Origin of the sequence: Burkholderia sp. SJZ089 (assembly GCF_007828315.1) — a bacterium.
GTDB classification, from domain to species: domain Bacteria; phylum Pseudomonadota; class Gammaproteobacteria; order Burkholderiales; family Burkholderiaceae; genus Burkholderia; species Burkholderia gladioli.
The window spans coordinates 744,241-760,797 of record NZ_VIUM01000001.1; the positions used below are offsets into that span (position 1 = coordinate 744,241).

Consider the following 16,557-nt stretch of genomic DNA (forward strand, 5'->3'; position numbering starts at 1 on the left):
CGAAATGAAAATAATTTTCATTTATTCGGACCATCCAATTTCACAATCAGACACAATTCACCTAAAGCAATTGACGAAAATCAAAATGAATTGATATTCACGAGACAAGAGCCTTCGCACCACATTACTTTTGGTTGCCATGTCATCATGCGATCGGACAGGCACATGAAAATCATCCGCAAGCGCCCGGCATCGAGCCTCGCCCCGCGGCCAGGCAGGCGTCATCGCTGCACGAGGCGGGACCGCGCCGTCACTGGCGCCAAGCTGCTGCACCATCCTCCCGGCGCGGTGCTGGTGGTGGATGACGATCCGGCCCAGCGCGCCCTGCTCGGCAACATGCTCGGACGCCTCGGCCACCGCTGCGTCGCGGTCGCCGGTCCCGTCCAGGCCAGCGCGTGCCTGCGGGACACGGCCGTCGTCGCGGTACTGCTGGCCCTGCGGCCCGCCGGCGACAGTTGGCTCGGGATGGCACGCTGCCTGGCCGATCGTCCGGCCTTGCCCTTGATCGTGACCGGGACATGCGACGAGCGCACGCGCCGGGCCGCGATGCGGCTGGCTCGTGCCTGCGGCGTCTCGGTGGCCGGCGCGCTGGGCCAGCCGGTGCGTGCCGCCGAACTCGCCGCGCTGCTGGCCGCGAGCACCGGCAACGACGCGCTCCAGGCACCGGATGCGAGGGCCGAGCCGGCCGAGGAGGATTTCGCGAGTGCCCTGGCCACCGGCCGCATCCGGCCGGCCTTCCAACCCAAGGTCGGCCTCGCGGACGGCAGGGTCGTCGGGGTCGAGGCGCTTGCCCGCTGGTACTCGCCGCGAGAGGACCCGGTCGGTCCCGAACGCTTCGTGCCCCTGGCCGCCGGCTGGGGGCGGCTCGCCGAACTCACCGACGTCATCCTGTCAGCCTCGCTTGCGTCCTGCTCGCGCTGGCGGCGCGATTTCCCCTCGATCAGCGTGGCGGTCAACCTCGATCCCAGCCTGGTCGAACCGGGATTCCTCGATACGGTACGGAAACGGCTCCTGCAATACGGCGTTCCGCCAGGATCGCTGGTGCTCGAGATCACGGAGCGCAGCGCCCTGTCCGATTCGATCGTCGCCAGGGAGGCCTTGACTCGCATCCGGATCGACGGTGTGCAACTGTCGATCGACGATTTCGGCACGGGCTACGCTTGCCTGACATCGCTGCTGGATGTCCCCTTCAACGAACTGAAGCTCGACCGCCGCTTCGTCGGCGAGGCGCTCCGCGATCCCGATGCGCGACGCATTCTGCACGCCACCGTGGCCCTGGCCCGCGAGTTGGGGATGCGCTGCGTGGCCGAGGGCGTCGAACAGCGCGCGATCGCCGAAAGCCTGCAACTCGAGGGCTGCGACGCGGCCCAGGGCTGGCTGTGGGCCCCCCCGATGGACGAACCCGCCTTGCTCGCCTGGTTGAGCGACCATGCCCATCGGGTGCCGAACGACCGGCATCTCGCCGAGGCCGCCTGATGAAGCGCGACGCTGCCCGTGACGACCGCGCGGCCGCCGCCGGCATCAATGCCAACGCGTACCTGACGCTGGCCTGCTCTCGAGCCGGGCTCGGCTCCTGGCCCGAGGCCCTGCAATCGATGCGCGGCGGCGCGATCTTGCGCCTCGCTTTCGCAAGGCGACGTCCGGCGGGATTCATGCAGGCATTCGCCGCCCTGCTGCGCCACGAATGCCTGCAGTTGCGCGCGACCGGCTCGCTAGATCTCTATCTCGGCACGCCGGCGGGGCTGGCCGCGCTCGACGCGGGTCATCCCGGCGAGCTTGCCGAGCTGACCGTCGGCGCCGTCGAGCCCGACGACACCACCGTGGCGCTGTCCGCCCCCGCCCGATCGGCCGGCGTGAGGCAGGGAAAACACCAGCGACGCGCGGCACGGCCGGCACCTTCAGCATCGTGACGCGCCTGCCGACATCAATGTCATGCGGGGATGCGACGACTGCCGGCAGGCCTCCCCGGCCGCCACGCCGTCGACTGGAAAGATAGGATCCTGTTTCTTATGGAGTGCATATGTTTGTCGCAATCGGATGGATCGTGGTGCTCGCCTCGGTGATCGGCAGCTTCGTCGGGGTGGGCGGCCATCTGCCCGCCCTGCTGCAGCCCTTCGAGCTGCTGTGCATTTTCGGGGCTGCAGCGGGGGCGTTCGTGGTCAGCAATCCACGCGACACGCTCGGCAAGACCCTGAAATCGCTGCCGTCGTGCTTCAAATCGACCAGCTATACGAAAACCCAGTATCTCGAACTGATCGCCCTGCTCTACGAGCTGCTCCAGAAGGCGCGCCGCGACGGCATGCTGTCGCTCGAATCCGATATCGAGAATCCGGCGAACAGCCCGCTGTTCCAGAAGTACCCGCATGTGCTGGGCGACCACCACCTGCTCGATTTCATCATCGACTACCTGCGCATGATGTCCACCGGCAATCTCAATCCGCTCGAAATGCAGGACCTGATGGACGAGGAGCTCGAAACGCATCACGCCGAGGTCTCGGTCGCGCCGTCGGCCATCCAGAAGATGGCCGACGGCCTGCCGGCATTCGGCATCGTCGCGGCCGTGATGGGGGTGGTGCATACCATGGGTTCGGTGGGCGCGCCGCCGGCGGAACTCGGAAAGATGATCGCCGGCGCCCTGGTGGGTACCTTCCTCGGCATCCTGCTCGCCTATGGTTTCGTCGGCCCGCTCGCGGACCTGCTCAACGCCAAGGGCCGCAATTCGGCCAAGCCGTTCCACTGCGTGAAGGCGGTGCTGCTGGCATCGCTGAGCGGCTATGCGCCGGCGGTGGCGGTCGAGTTCGGCCGCAAGGTGCTGTTCACCGCCGATCGCCCGAGCTTCCAGGAGCTCGACGAGGCGGTACGCGCCACCAAGACGAGCAAGGCCTGAAGGGGCACGGCATGAACAACGACCGGGCCGCGGAACAGGCGGTACGCAAGGCGGCGGGCGGCACGACGGTGGTGCGGCGCGTCAGGAAGAACGCGCACGAGGGGCATCACGGCGGCGCATGGAAGATCGCCTACGCGGATTTCGTCACCGCGATGATGGCGTTCTTCCTGCTCATGTGGCTGCTCGGCTCGACCTCGAAATACGATCGCAAGGGTATCGAGGACTACTTCAATACGCCCCTGTCCACGCTGCTGGGCACGCATGCCGACAGCAACGGCACCGCACGCTCCAGCGTGCTCCAGGCAGGGGGACAGGATCTGTCGGACCGGCGCGACGGCAACGGCCATGCCGCGTCGGCACCCGCCGCGCCGGCTGTCGATGCCGAGGACGCGGCGCGGCTGTCGCGCCTGAGGCAGCAATTGAGCACGCTGGTCGAGGAGAACCCGCAGTTGCGTGCGTTCAAGGACCAGATTCGCCTGTCGACCACGCGCGAGGGCCTGCGTATCGAGATCGTCGACTCGCGCAGCCGCCCCATGTTCGCCACCGGCAGCGCGAGGCTGGAGGACTATGCCAGCGACATCCTGTTTCGGATCGGCACGCTCCTGAACCAGGTCGACAACCGTGTGTCGATCGCGGGGCATACCGATGCGGTTCCCTATTCGGGCGGCATCGCCGGCTATTCGAACTGGGAACTCTCTTCCGACCGCGCGAACGCGGCGCGGCGCGCGCTGGTGGCGGGCCATCTGCGCGAGGACAAGCTGCTGCAGATCCGCGGGCTCGCCGACGTGCTGCCGCTCGATCAGGGGGCGGCCGACGCCGAGGTGAACCGGCGCATCAGCATCCTGGTTCTCAACAAACAGGCCGAGCGCGCCTTTTTCGCCGATGCGGCGGCCGGGCCGCCGGCCACGACACCCGGCACGCCCGCCGGGCCCTGAACGCCGCGACGGGCCCGGGCCGGTGCCACCTCATAGCGACACCTGATCGAAACCGCAGCGGTTCAGACGGATGTGCAGGACCACCAGCGCGTGCCAGGGACAGTCGCGCGACACCGCTACGCTGCCCGGCGTGGGCATCCCGAGCCGGGCATGGCGGCCGTCCAGCGCGGCGTGGAACGCCCGGGCCGCCGACCAGCGTATCGCGAGCGCCGCCGCCGCGAGCGCCATCAGCATATACGGGCGAAGACCCGGGCAATGGAGCCGGGCCGCCGGGATCCGCAGCATGCCCAGCGACACCAGCACGCTCGCCTGCACCAGCACGCCGGCCAAGCCGGCGAGTTGCAGATACGCGCGCCATTGCTCGAGTCGGGATGAAGTCATGATGGGGGGCTCCGCTGAATCGGACGATGTCGAGGCACGCGCCTGTCGATCCGTCGAGCGATGGTAACGGGGTCGGCGGCCGGCCACCTTAAGCAAGCTTCAGCCAGGCCGAGACTCGCGCGGCGCTCGATTACAATCCATGACACGGCGAGGCTGGGCAAAGTGGGTCATCATTCCCGTCGCCCCCCTCACCCGCCAGCGAATGAAAATGCGACTGCTTCTCGTTGAAGACGACGACCTGATCGGCAGCGGCCTGGAAATCAGCCTGCGTCAGGCCGGTTACGAGGTCGACTGGTTGCGCGACGGGATCGCGGCCCAGGCCGCGCTCGCCACCGCCGGCTACGCACTGGTGGTTCTCGATCTCGGCCTGCCCGGCAAATCGGGCTCGGCCCTGCTGCGCATGCTGCGTGCGCGCGGCGACACGATCCCGGTGCTGGTGATCACCGCCCGCGGCACCGTGGCGGACCGCGTGCGCGGTCTCGACGAGGGCGCGGACGACTATCTGGCGAAACCCTTCGATCTGAGCGAGGTGCTGGCCCGCTGCCGCGCCCTGGTGCGGCGTTCCCAGGGCCGCACCCGCGACGCCTTCGTGCGGGGCGACATCGCCATCGATCTGACAAGCCGCGTCATTACCCGCAATGCGTCTCGCATCGCGCTGACCGCCCGGGAGTGGGCGATCCTGATCCAGCTCGTCGGCCAGCGCGGCGTGCCGCAATCCCGGGCGCGCCTGGAGGACGCCCTGTACGGCTGGCAGGACGGCGTCGAGAGCAACGCGATCGAGGTCCACGTGTCGAACCTGCGAAAGAAGCTCGGCGCGGACTTCATCCGCACCGTGCGCGGCATCGGCTACGTGGTCGAGCCCGCATGAGCAGTCGCTCGATCCGGCGCGGTGCCACCCTGCTCGCCCTTGGCTGCGTCGGCACGGTCTGGCTGCTTGCCGTATTCGGCTGCTTGCACCTGGTCGACCGCGAGATCGAGGAATGGCAGGACGCGCGACTGGCTGAATACGCGGATTTCCTGCTGCGACTCGACGCGCCCGACCTGGCCCGATTCGCACGCGCGCCGTTCGATGCGAGGGTGGAGTTGCCGCGTGCCGGCGAGCCTCCCGGCACGGAGCGGGATGGAGACAAGCTGCCGCGCCAGATATTTTTCGAGGTGCGTGATGCCGGTGACCGCGTGCTCGCCTCGAACCTGCCGCCCGAGGCGGCGGCCGCCACCCTGGCGCCGGGTTACGGACAACCGCCGGCTCCGATGCGCATGCGCGGCATCGAATGGCGCAGCTTCGCATCGCGCGAGGCCGGCTCCGGCCGCAGCATTCGCGTGATGGAAACCGCCAATACACGCAGCGACCTCGCCGCGCGCGTGGCGCGCGGCATCGTCTGGCCGCTGGGCGCCGCGCTGCCAGTGCTCGCCCTGCTGCTCTGGTATGCGATCGGCAGGGGGCTCACGCCGCTGACCGCGCTGTCCACGGCGATCGCCGCGCGCGACGCGCGTTCGCTGGACCCGATCGGCGCGACCGCGGTACCGCGCGAGGTGGAGGTTCTGGTCGATGCGATAGATCGGCTGCTGGATCGCCTGCGCACCTCGATCGCGCGCGAGCGCACGTTCACGGCGGACGCCGCCCACGAGTTGAAGACCCCGCTCGCCGCCATCAAGATCCAGGCGCAGCTGGCATTCGCCTTCGAGAACGCCGCGCTCAGGCAGCAGGCCTTGCAGCGCGTGATCCAGGGCGTCGACCGCGGCGCGCGGCTGGCCGAGCAACTTCTGCTGCTGGCTCGACTCGACGAATACGAGCGGATTCCCAGCCAGGCCGTCGCCGTGGCGCCGCTGATCGAGGCCGCGGTGACACGGCATGCGGAATCTGCCGCCGACCGGGACACGCGCATCGAGGTCGACTGCGAAGCCGGCCTGAGCGCGCACGCCGATCCGGTCCTGTTCGGCATCCTGCTCGACAACCTGCTCGACAACGCGATCAAGTACGGCACGCGCGGCGGACGGATTCGAGTGTCGATGCAGCGCCAGGACGCGCGGCGGCGCCTGTCGGTCAGCGACGACGGCCCCGGCGTGCAAGCGGACGAATACCCGCGGCTCACCGACCGCTTCTATCGCGGTCTCGGCGCGCAATCGCCGGGCAGCGGCCTGGGTCTGTCGATCGTGGCACGCATCGCGCATTACCTCGGCGCTCGCCTGTGGTTCGAGCCCGGCCTCGACGGGCGCGGCCTGTCGGTCCTGGTCGAGCTGGACGCGGCAAGCCCGGACGATGCGCTACAGCGCGACAAGGGCCTTAACGTTTCGTTAAGCATTCCGCATTAGACTCGATTCGCTCATCCAACTCAAATTCGCTCCTCGGGGTGTTCCATGTCGAAACCGGATCGATACGATGGCGTCGCACGCCTGCTGCACTGGTTGATCGTCCTGCTGGTGCTGGTCCAATACCTGCTCGGCTGGTGCATGCCGGATGTGCATCACGACACGCGACCGGTCGGCCTGATCGCCGCCCACCTGGCGGTCGGTACCGCGCTGCTCGCCGCCATGGCGCTACGCGTGATCTGGCGCGCCACCCACCGGCCGCCGCCGGCCGAGCTGTCGCCCGCCGCGCGCCTGCTCTCCGCGCTGACCCACGGCGGCCTGTACCTGCTGCTGGTCGCGGTGCCCGTGCTGGGCTGGATCAATGCCTCCTCGCGGGACTGGCCGGTATTGCTGGCCGGCCTGTTCCCCTTGCCCTCGCTGTCGCCCAGCGGCTCCGCGTTCGGCCACGCCATGGGCGACGTGCATGGCGTGCTGGCCTGGGTCCTGATCGGTCTGATCGGCTTGCATGTCGCCGCGGCACTGCTGCATCGCTTCGTGCTGCGCGATCGCGTGCTGCAGCGAATGCTGCCTTGGTGAGCACGGCGCGGCGGCGCCTCAACACGCCGCGGGTTCCTCGGTAACGGGCAGGAAGTGCTCGATATCCTCGGGCGTATGGCGATGCAGCGGCGAGATCCGCACCGCGCCCGGCAGGCCGAGGGGCTTCAGCATGCGGCCCGAGTAGAAGCTCACGGCCACCCGCTCGTAGACGATCACGCAGCGCTTCTCGCACTCGCGCGCCCTCGGGATGGGCCGGTTTCGCGAATCCGATGCCAAGGACCAGGCCGCGCCGCGCCAGTTGGCCATCCCCCGAAAATCCGACGGGGCTTGGCAGCCGGTCCCGGCACAAACCGCTCTGGCAGATGAACAGCATGCCGGTGAGCACCGCGCGATTGTCCAGCGGCCGGCGCACGGGATAGCGTAAGCGCCGGGGTTTGGGGCGGCGGCGGCAACGGTTCGATGAGTACCCGGAGCTTGTCGTCGAATATGGGTCCGGCCATGTCCTTTTCGCCGTCGAAACGGCGAAAAGGTTGACAGGAACGCTCGAAGGCAAACAGCCCCGAGCGTGATGTTTCAAGGCTTCTTAGAAAGAGTGCTGAATGCCGGCATATACGCCCGTCTGGCTGTGGCCCGGCAGCGGATTGTCGGCGTTGCCCGGCAGATTGGCCTCGAGGCTGAAATCGGCATTGCTGCTGTTGTGCACGGTCGCAATCTGGATATCCAGCAAGGTACGCTTCGAGAGGTTGTAGGCACCGCCGACGGTGTACATCGTCGCATTACCCGTGCCGTTGTTCGCATTGACGTGGTACACGGCGGCGATCAGTTGCGCGGCCGGTGTGGCATGCCACGTTACACCGCCGTATTCCTGCGTCGCGGTCGTCGGAATGCCAGTCGGGGCGCCGCTGATGCCTGAACTGCGCAGCCCGTCGTACATCGCGTTCAACGTGAATGCTCCCAGAATCAGGTTGCCGCCAGCCATGTATTCGCGCGATGACCCCCAGACGCCGTTCGTCGTGTCGCCGAGGCCGCCGTTCACGTTGCGAACCTCGTCATAGACGGCACGCAGTTGGAGGAAATCGTTGTCATACTTGAGTTCGACGGCATCCGACCGGCCTTCGTTGTTCAGTTGACCTCCATTTCCCGTGGCACCTTCGTTGAAGTTGGTTTGGTTGCCCAGCGAGTATTGGGCGCGAAGCGAGAAACCGCCGAAGGTCGGCGAGTCGAAATTGATGTTGTTGCTCGATGCCTGCCAGTTGCGGCCGCGCACGAGCGAAGCCGACGACCAAGAGGACTGGAAGAACGGGTCGTAAGCCCACAGGTCCTCTCCGTCCAGGGTCAGCTCGCGGCCCATCGTCAGCGTACCGACCCGATTGTCCGAGAGGCCGACCAGCGCGTAACGATTGAAGATTTCCCCGGCTCCCGGTCCGGCTCCCGTCGCCGTGTTGAAGGAGCCCTCCAGGTGGAACACGGCCGACAGACCGCCACCCAAATCCTCCGTGCCTTTCATGCCCCAGAGACTGGTTCCCCAGTCGCCGCTTTCCAGTTTGACACGCGACTTCGAACCTGAGCCCGCGGCATTGGGGATCCCGCTCATGTATTCCACCCCCGCATCCAGACGGCCGAAAAGCGTGACGCTGCTTTGCGCATGCGCACCGATGCAGACCGACGACAGCAGCGCTGCCGCGATTACGGTATTTTTCATTGTCTCCACCATACCTTTCAAAAAAAATAAGGATTGCTTATTGAAGTTGACACCGAGAGAGTGTGTGGACTGAGATCCGATGTCAGGGACAGCGAGACCCAGCGGCGAGTGTGGCCGTAACCGGATAGCCCAGGCGCCACCGCGCTTGCTCGGGCACGCAGCCCATCGCCCGCTCTTTCCGTAGTGAAACTACTTTCAAATCAACTTCTCTTCGTACTTAGCCTACTGCGACAGGAAGGATACCTGAGCGCCAGATAAAACAATCGGCACCGATTTAAGCGCTGTGGCGAAATCACCATATTGATTATTCATACGAATCACCGCGAATATTGACTCCGCAACACGGCAATGAATTACCATTATTGCTTTACGCCCAGGATTGCCATGATTGACAAAAAATTTGACCGATATCGAGCTTGCTCCGCCAGTTGGTCTCCGCAAAACCGGTCCAATGCAGGCAGCATCGGCTCCGATATTCGCCCGTCCACCCCAAAATTATGAGCGGGAAGCGGGTCGGATTGCCCCAATTTCTTTCAATTTCCCGTAAAATCCCCAACCCATTGCCTTCAGAAATCAATTCGACACGGAATTCAGAATTGCGATATCAAAAAAAATCCCCTGGTATACCCCGCCATAGATTTATTGATAATGAAGCTTTTTCATAAAAAAATTTAAATGCTATTCCTGATAAATAGAAAATCAGTTTCCGCCATTTCCCGTCTTGCGTTGCCCTGATATTTTCAAAACAGCAATCGAGCGATCCGACAGAATTAAATTCTTTCATGAACTCGCTCGATTCGCATCGTAGTGCGAAATTCCCTGCCGGGCGCTGCTTTCCGACGACACGTCGATTTCCGCATGGTCCGCTTGGCGGCGGACGCTGCAGCCAGGACGATAGCAACTCGACACGCGCTAACGACGGCCAACGGAGTGAGACGCAATGCCCACCGATGCGAAGAGTCACGCCGTCCAAGACCCCGATGTCGCCCCCTACGCGGACGGCCCCAGATTGCTGGCCGATATCGACGAGACCGAGGCGCGTTTCATGTTGGAGACGGGCCCGGGGAAGATGGGCCGGATGCAGACGTATTCCCGCGCTCGCTACTCGGGGATCGTCGACGTCATCGGGGCGTATGTGAATGACATGCGGCCTGGCCGGATCAATTACGCGGCGATCGCGGTCACGCAATCGGTCGATGGCGATCAGGTTGACATGGGCTGGCACTTCTCGATTGAAGCCACGCGGCGCGCCCTGGGCCTCGACACCCTGCTGGTCGTCAACGACGCCACCGCGCTGGCTGTCGCGTTGCCCGGGCTGACGGATTCGCAACGCGTGCAACTCGGCGGCGGCGCACGGCGGCGCAACGGCGTCACGGGGTTGCTGAGCGTCGGAACGCATCTGCGCGTCCGGGGCCTGATTCCCGTTGCGGACCGCTGGATTGCACTGGACAGTGAGGGGGGACACTCGGCCTTCGCGCCGGTCGACGAGCGCGAAGACCGAGTGCTGCATCATGCTCGCCGCCATTGGCCACACGTGTCGTACGAACGAGTGTGTACGGCTGCGGGCATCGAAGTCATCCACCGGGCACTGGCGTCCCGCGACAGGAAATGCGCCGATGCCAATGCGTTCGAGCTTGTCGAGCGCGCATTGGCCGGCGAGTCGACCGCAGTGGAATCGGTGGACGTGTTCTGCGGCATACTGGGCAGCTTCGCTGCCAACATCGCGATCACGCTCGGCACGCTCGGCGGCATTCACATCAACGGCGACCTGATAACGAGTCTGGGTCGATATTTTGCGCGTTCGCCGTTCCGTGAGCGCTTCGAGCTGGAGCGTCACGCCGGAAGCCCGTCCCGCGACATGCCGACCTACGTGATCGTCGCCCGGCATCCGGCGTTCCTCGGCGTTTCGGCGATGCTCGCACAACGCTTGTCGAAGCGCGCAGGCGGCGACGCGACAGCGGTGTTCGAGCGCATCCGTCTGATGCGCGATGCACTACCGCCGGCAGAGCGGCGGGTGGCAGATCTGGCGTTGCATCATCCGCGCTCGATCGTCAACGAGCCGATCGCCGACATTGCTCGCCGAGCCGACGTGGGGCCGTCGACCGTCATCCGCTTCTGTCGCTCGCTCGGCTGGCCGAGCATGTCGGACTTTAAGCTGAAGCTGGCGGGCGGCTTGACCGAAACGATTCCGACCCGTCAGCGCCGGGTGTTGCCAAGCGACACCGTCACGGAATTCGGCGTGACGGTGCTGGACAATACGATCTCGGCCATTCTTCCACTACGCGAGCATTTGAACGTCGAACGCATCGGCCGGGCGATCGATCTGCTGAACGGCGCGCGCCGGATCGAGTTCTATGGATTCGGTGATTCGAACGTGGTCGCGCAAGATGCGCACCACAAGTTTTTCCGGTTTGGAATGCCGACGGTCGCGTACGGCGATCCATACCTGCAGGCGTCGTCGGCCGCGCTGCTCGGTAGCCGCGACGTAATCGTCGCCGTGTCGCGGTCGGGAGACGAGCCGGAATTGCTGCGTGTGCTGGCGTCCGCGCTGCAGGCCGGCGCGCGGGTGATTGCGGTTACGCGTCGCGATACGCCCCTCGCCGAATGTGCGACGGTGGCGCTGGAAGAGGATCACGTCGGAATACCCGGGCCACCGTCTGCCGGTATTTCGCGGATCCTGCATCTGATGATGATCGATATGCTGTCCGTCGGTGTGGCGAGTCGGCGTGTCGCGCCCAATGGGACAAACCCGGCGGCGATCACTGATGCGCAAGCCAGCGCGGACGCCACCACCCAGGCCGTGCCGCAACCGCCCGGCCGTCGAGCGGCGGCTTCCTCCACGGCCTCGGGAGGAAGACAGGCTCGGCTCTACCCTGGTATTGGCGCGAGGAGGTAATTTGCCTGGGCCCTTGTCGCCACGACCCGCGTCATATCGCGTTCAGCAAGGTGGCCAGATCGGCCTTAACAAGCCGCTGAAATACTCATCGACCAGATTCACCCGACTCCCTGCAAGTGATCACCGGCTCCTCGCCCGTCAACCACAACCCGAACCTGCAACCCGAAAATGACCTGTCGAAGGAATTGACGGCCGAATGGGCACGCAGTAACGGCCTGTTCCGGCTCTCGTCGTTCGAGGACGCGTGAAGAACGCGATCGCCAGCCAAACCGGCATCACCGTGATCCCGAACGTCACCAGCGTCCAGAACATCGGCGAGGTGGATTCGCGCGGCGTCGAATTGAGCTACCAGCACCACGATGTCGGCCTGCGCGGTCCGCAACCGGTCGCGAGCCTGGTCTACACGCAATCCACCTTCCACCTGTAAGGCCGGCGGCTGCCGAGCGACGGCGCTCGCCGCGGTCCCTTTCGATGCAACGGGCCGCCCGACATCCGCCACGGCCTCGTCACACCTTGTCGTGTGATAAAAATAACATTTATAGATTGCATTTTCACATCTAACGTGATTTCATTATCACCCGCGACGGGCCGCTTCCGACCGAGCCCGCTCCGCCCTCATGACAAGGAAGAGACCCAGATGGAGACAATCGCCGTGATCGGCAGCAACATGGTCGACCTCGTGACCTACGTCGAGCGCATGCCCGTGCGCGGCGAGACGCTGGAGGCGCCGAACTTCGAGCTCGGCTGCGGCGGCAAGGGCGCCAACCAGGCGGTGGCAGCGGCGCGCCTGGGCGCGCGCGTGGTGATGGTCAGCAAGGTCGGCGACGACGTGTTCGCCGACAACACCCTGCGCAACTTCGAGCGCGAAGGCATCGACACCACCCACGTGGGCCGCGTGCCCGGCGTGCCCAGCGGCGTGGCGCCGATCTTCGTCGAACCCGATTCCAGCAACAGCATCCTGATCGTCAAGGGCGCCAACCGGCACCTGCTGCCGGCCGACATCGAGGCGGCCGCGCCCAAGCTGCGCGAATGCGCGCTGATCGTGCTGCAGCTCGAGATCGAACTCGAGACCATCTACCACGCGATCGAATTCGGCGCGCGGCACGGCATCCCGGTGCTGCTGAACCCGGCGCCGGCCACCGCCGCGCTCGATTTCGGGCGGATCCGCACGGTCGAATTCTTCGTGCCCAACGAAACCGAGCTGGCGATCGTCTCCGGCATGCCGGTCGATTCGCCCGAGGCCGCGGCGCGGGCCGCGCAGGCGCTGGTCGCGCGCGGCCTCAAGCAGGTGCTGGTCACGCTGGGCGCCCAGGGTTCGCTGCTGGTCTCGCGCGAGGGCGTGCAGCACATCGCCGGCGTGCCGGTGCAGGCACGCGACACCACCGGCGCGGGCGACGCCTACATCGGCTGCTTCGCGCGCTACTACGCGAGCTCGCGCGATGCGGCCAGCGCCATGCGCCACGCCTCGGCCTATGCCGCGCATTCGGTCACCGGCTTCGGCACCCAGAATTCCTACGCCGACGCGGCCGGCTTCGAACGCTTCCTGCGCGACGCCGGCCGCTGAGCGCGGCGCCGCCCATCGACAAGACACGACAGAGAGACAACCCCGGGAAGGAGACACCCATGAGCCGAGCCAGGATCGAACAATCGCCCGACGGCTATTACCTGAATCGCACGCCCCTGTTCGCGTTCACGCTGCTGTGCTGCCTGTTCGCGCTGTGGGGCACCGCCGCCAACCTCAACGACGTGCTGATCGCGCAGTTCAAGAAGTCCTTCTTCCTGTCCGATTTCGAATCGGCCTTCGTGCAGTCGGCCTTCTATCTCGGCTACTTCTTCCTGGCGATCCCGGCCGCCACGGTGGTGAAGAAATTCAGCTACAAGACCACCATCCTGGTCGGCCTGCTGCTCTACACCACCGGCTGCCTGCTGTTCTTCCCGGCCGCCTCGACGGCCAAATACGGCATGTTCCTGGTGGCGCTGTTCGTGATCGCCGCCGGCCTGTCCTTCCTCGAGACGGCCTCGAATTCCTATTCGACGCTGATGGGCCCGCGCGAGACCAGCACGCGCCGCCTGAACATCTCGCAGACCTTCTACCCGTTCGGCGCGATGGCCGGCGTCTACATGGGCAGCTTCCTGATCTTCAAGCAGGGCGACGCCTCGCATGCGCAGCTCGCGGCGATGTCGGCCGCCGAGGCGCATGTGCACCAGTTGGCGATGATCCAGGCCACGCTGGCGCCCTACAAGTTCCTGATCGTGGTGCTGGCCGCCGTGTTCGTGGTGTTCGCGCTGACGCCCTATCCGTCCTGCAAGGGCCGCGCCGGCACCGCGGCCACGCATCGCATCGACGCGCGCGGCACGCTCGCGCGCCTGTTCGGCAACCGCCGCTTCGTGGCCGGCATCGTCGCGCAGTTCCTCTACGTGGGCGCGCAGGTGGGCGTGTGGAGCTTCACGATCCGGCTGGCGATGCAGATCGGCGGCCTGAGCGAACGCGGCGCCTCGCGCTACCTGCTGGCCACCTTCTTCGCCTTCTTCGTCGGCAAGCTGGTCGCCACCCTGGTGATGAAGCGCGTCGGCCCGGCCAAGGTGCTGATCGTCTACGGCGTGCTGTGCATCGCCCTGCTCGCCTACACCATCAGCGTGCACAACATCACGGCCGTCTACGCGGCGGTGGGCGTGAGCGTGTTCCTCGGCCCCTGCTGGCCGACCATCTACGGCCTCACCATCGACGGGCTGGGCAAGGACACCGAGTACGGCGGCTCGATCCTGGTGATGAGCATCGTCGGCGGCGCGGTGGTGCCGCTGATCCAGGGGCTGATCTCCGACCACACCGGCGGCAACATGCAGCTCGCCTTCGTGGTGCCGCTGGCCTGCTTCGTGGTGATCGTCTACTACGGCTACTACTGCCTGCGCCACCAGCCTGCCGCGACGCCCGACGCGCCGGGCGAGGCCGATGCCGGCTCGCGCTACGTCGACACGCGCCACACCTCGGGAGTCTGAGCATGCGAGGCGAGATCGAACTGCGTCGCGACGACTTCCGCGAGACGCCGCGCACGCTGTACCGCGCCGAGGGCATGAGCGTCACCGCCTTCGCCTATCCATCGGGCGTGGAGGCGCTGCGGCTGGAGAATCGCCGCGGGCAGTTGGTGGTGCTGCCCTACCTGGGGCAGATGATCTGGGCCGCCGCCTTCGACGGCCGCGATCTCACCATGAAGCAGATGTTCCGGCAGCCGAAGCGCGCGGCCTCGATCATCGACACCTACGGCTGCTTCATGTTCCATAGCGGCCTGCTGCGCAACGGCTGCCCGGGGCCGGAGGACACGCACGCGCTGCATGGCGAGATGCCCTGCGCGCCGATGGATCGCGCCAGCCTGGTGGTGGGTGCCGACCGGCACGGCGGCTGGCTGGCGGTGACGGGCGAATACGAATACGTGCAGGGTTTCGGCAGCCACTACCTGGCGCGGCCCTCGGTGCGGCTCGCCGAGCACGAGGCGCTGATGCGCATCGGCATGCAGGTGACGAACCTGGGCGGCACGCCGATGGACCTGATGTACATGGCGCACCTGAACTACGCCTATGTGCCGGGCGCTCGCTTCGAGCAGGCGCTCGGGGCCGGCGGCCTGCGCCTGCGCGAGAGCGTGCCGGCCCATGTCAGGCCGACGCCGGCCTGGCGCGACTACACGGCGGCGCTGGCGCGCGAACCCGAGCGGCTCGCCACGCTCGACACGCCCGGGCTGTACGATCCCGAGATCGTGTTCTTCATGAACCGGGCGCGTGCCGGCCGGGACGGCCTGGCGCATTTCCGGCTGCATCATCCGGACGGCGGCGCGTTCCATACCGCCTATCGCCCCGAGCAGTTCCCGCATGCGACGCGCTGGATCCTGCACAACGCCGACCAGCAGGTGGCCGCCTTCGTGCTGCCCTCGACCTGCGAGCCCGAAGGGTACCTGGCCGAGCAGCGCAAGGGCCACGTGGCCGTGCTCGCGCCCGGCGCGAGGCGCGAATTCGAGGTGCTGACGGGCTACCTGAGCCCGGCGGAAGTGATGGAGGGGAAGTACGCGATAGAGCCCGCGCGCGATGCCTGAGGCACCGCGCCGCCCGCGCTCAGGTCACCAGGGCGATGCCGTGTTCGCGCAGGCTGCTCTCGTAGCGCGGGTTCGGCTGCGCATCGGAGATCACGTAGTGGAAGTCGGTCAGTTCGGCGAAATAAGCCGCGCGGACTTCGTCGAACTTGCTGTGGTCGACCAGCAGGAAGCGGTTCTGCGCGCGCTGCATCACCTTCTTCTTGGCGTCCACTTCATGGAAGTTGAAGCAGGTCACGCCGCAGCGCTCGCTCACGCCGGCCGCCGAGATGAAGGCCTTCGAGACGCGCACCGTGTCGAGGATGCCGGTCTCGGCCACCGATTCGAATACCATGTTCTTGCGGTGATAGACCCCGCCGCACAGAATCACGCTGCAATGCGGCTTCTGCTGCAGCTTGGCGAACACGTTCAGCGAATTGCAGACGGCCGTGAATTCGAGCTCGTCGGGAATGAAGTCGATCAGGAACGGCGTGGTGGAGCCGCAGTCGACGAAGATGGTGTCGCCGGTCTTGACGAACTGCGCGGCAAGCTTGCCGATGCGGCGCTTCTGCTCGGTCTGCCGATGGTTCTCGGCGCTGATCAGGTATTCGCCGATATCGCTGCGCTGCGCATCGAAATGGCGCGTCACGTAGCCGCCGATCAGGCTCAGGCCGTGCGGATTGTCGGCCAGGTCGCGGCGGATCGTCATCTCGGACACGTCGAACAGCTCGGCCACTTCCCGCAGATGAATCGCGTTCTGCCCTTGCAGCACGTTCATCAGCGTCCTGATCCGTTCGCCCTTCCTGGTTTCCATGCCTGTATCCTGCCTGCCCGTCGCGTGTGGTGCCGGG

The 16,557-nt window shown here is 66.0% G+C and carries 16 protein-coding genes and 2 pseudogenes; 12 read left to right on the top strand and 6 right to left on the bottom strand.

Annotated elements, in window-relative coordinates; all coding sequences use genetic code 11:
* The first annotated feature begins 165 nt into the window (after window positions 1-165).
* The 4 genes from FB600_RS02905 to motB all read left to right on the top strand — a co-directional run bounded on the left by FB600_RS02905 (window position 166) and on the right by motB (window position 3,822).
* Window positions 166-1,476: an EAL domain-containing protein gene (locus tag FB600_RS02905; protein ID WP_181164121.1), complete on the top strand. Its 1,311-nt coding sequence runs from the start codon at window positions 166-168 to the stop codon at window positions 1,474-1,476.
* Window positions 1,476-1,910, top strand: coding sequence for a hypothetical protein (locus FB600_RS02910; RefSeq protein ID WP_098183144.1), 435 nt, complete (start codon window positions 1,476-1,478; stop codon window positions 1,908-1,910). The genes FB600_RS02905 and FB600_RS02910 overlap by 1 nt, the downstream gene beginning before the upstream one ends.
* A 110-nt stretch (window positions 1,911-2,020) precedes the next feature.
* Window positions 2,021-2,887 carry a flagellar motor stator protein MotA gene (motA, locus tag FB600_RS02915; RefSeq protein ID WP_013690705.1) on the top strand — a complete coding sequence of 289 codons (867 nt, stop codon included), beginning with the start codon at window positions 2,021-2,023 and terminating at the stop codon, window positions 2,885-2,887.
* 11 nt (window positions 2,888-2,898) lie between these two features.
* On the top strand, window positions 2,899-3,822 hold the full coding sequence (motB, locus tag FB600_RS02920; RefSeq protein ID WP_096751442.1) for a flagellar motor protein MotB: 924 nt from the start codon (window positions 2,899-2,901) through the stop codon (window positions 3,820-3,822).
* Window positions 3,823-3,852: 30 nt separating this feature from the next.
* Here the strand turns inward: motB and FB600_RS02925 are convergent, their stop codons facing one another.
* The gene (locus FB600_RS02925) at window positions 3,853-4,203 is read right to left on the bottom strand and encodes a hypothetical protein (RefSeq protein WP_105820777.1); all 351 of its coding nucleotides are present in this window, start codon (window positions 4,201-4,203) and stop codon (window positions 3,853-3,855) included.
* Between the two features lie 208 nt (window positions 4,204-4,411).
* On the opposite strand from FB600_RS02925, the gene FB600_RS02930 reads away from it, so the two are divergent.
* The 3 genes from FB600_RS02930 to FB600_RS02940 are packed head-to-tail and all read left to right on the top strand — an operon-like array spanning window position 4,412 to window position 7,089.
* Window positions 4,412-5,071: a response regulator gene (locus FB600_RS02930; RefSeq protein WP_013690708.1), complete on the top strand. Its 660-nt coding sequence runs from the start codon at window positions 4,412-4,414 to the stop codon at window positions 5,069-5,071.
* Window positions 5,068-6,516: an ATP-binding protein gene (locus tag FB600_RS02935; RefSeq protein WP_145756214.1), complete on the top strand. Its 1,449-nt coding sequence runs from the start codon at window positions 5,068-5,070 to the stop codon at window positions 6,514-6,516. Before FB600_RS02930 ends, FB600_RS02935 begins: the two co-directional genes overlap by 4 nt.
* A gap of 45 nt (window positions 6,517-6,561) precedes the next feature.
* Window positions 6,562-7,089, top strand: coding sequence for a cytochrome b (locus tag FB600_RS02940; protein WP_096751445.1), 528 nt, complete (start codon window positions 6,562-6,564; stop codon window positions 7,087-7,089).
* 18 nt (window positions 7,090-7,107) lie between these two features.
* On the opposite strand, the gene FB600_RS02945 is transcribed toward FB600_RS02940, so the two are convergent.
* The 4 genes and pseudogenes from FB600_RS02945 to FB600_RS02955 form a co-directional block, all read right to left on the bottom strand.
* A complete protein-coding gene (locus FB600_RS02945; protein WP_175427795.1) occupies window positions 7,108-7,356 on the bottom strand; it encodes a hypothetical protein in 249 nt (82 codons plus the stop codon).
* A pseudogene (locus FB600_RS37615) lies at window positions 7,331-7,550 on the bottom strand (IS5/IS1182 family transposase); the annotation flags it as partial. The pseudogene FB600_RS37615 and the gene FB600_RS02945, both read right to left, overlap by 26 nt.
* A gap of 83 nt (window positions 7,551-7,633) precedes the next feature.
* Window positions 7,634-8,752, bottom strand: a complete 1,119-nt coding sequence (locus FB600_RS02950) for a porin (RefSeq protein ID WP_047839694.1) — start codon at window positions 8,750-8,752, stop codon at window positions 7,634-7,636.
* Window positions 8,753-9,356: 604 nt separating this feature from the next.
* The gene (locus FB600_RS02955) at window positions 9,357-9,536 is read right to left on the bottom strand and encodes a hypothetical protein (RefSeq protein WP_127840941.1); all 180 of its coding nucleotides are present in this window, start codon (window positions 9,534-9,536) and stop codon (window positions 9,357-9,359) included.
* A gap of 156 nt (window positions 9,537-9,692) precedes the next feature.
* On the opposite strand from FB600_RS02955, the gene FB600_RS02960 reads away from it, so the two are divergent.
* The 5 genes and pseudogenes from FB600_RS02960 (at window position 9,693) to FB600_RS02980 (ending at window position 15,730) form a co-directional block, all read left to right on the top strand.
* Window positions 9,693-11,648, top strand: coding sequence for a glucokinase (locus FB600_RS02960; RefSeq protein ID WP_145756215.1), 1,956 nt, complete (start codon window positions 9,693-9,695; stop codon window positions 11,646-11,648).
* 119 nt (window positions 11,649-11,767) lie between these two features.
* Window positions 11,768-12,060, top strand: a pseudogene (locus FB600_RS02965) (TonB-dependent receptor domain-containing protein); the annotation flags it as partial.
* Window positions 12,061-12,285: 225 nt separating this feature from the next.
* Window positions 12,286-13,212, top strand: coding sequence for a ribokinase (gene rbsK / locus FB600_RS02970; protein WP_145756216.1), 927 nt, complete (start codon window positions 12,286-12,288; stop codon window positions 13,210-13,212).
* A gap of 59 nt (window positions 13,213-13,271) precedes the next feature.
* Window positions 13,272-14,645: an L-fucose:H+ symporter permease gene (gene fucP / locus FB600_RS02975; protein WP_145756217.1), complete on the top strand. Its 1,374-nt coding sequence runs from the start codon at window positions 13,272-13,274 to the stop codon at window positions 14,643-14,645.
* Between the two features lie 2 nt (window positions 14,646-14,647).
* Window positions 14,648-15,730, top strand: a complete 1,083-nt coding sequence (locus FB600_RS02980; RefSeq protein WP_145756218.1) for an aldose 1-epimerase family protein — start codon at window positions 14,648-14,650, stop codon at window positions 15,728-15,730.
* A 19-nt stretch (window positions 15,731-15,749) separates the two neighbouring features.
* On the opposite strand, the gene deoR is transcribed toward FB600_RS02980, so the two are convergent.
* The gene (gene deoR, locus FB600_RS02985; protein WP_017918829.1) at window positions 15,750-16,520 is read right to left on the bottom strand and encodes a DNA-binding transcriptional repressor DeoR; all 771 of its coding nucleotides are present in this window, start codon (window positions 16,518-16,520) and stop codon (window positions 15,750-15,752) included.
* Between the last annotated feature and the right edge of the window lie 37 nt (window positions 16,521-16,557).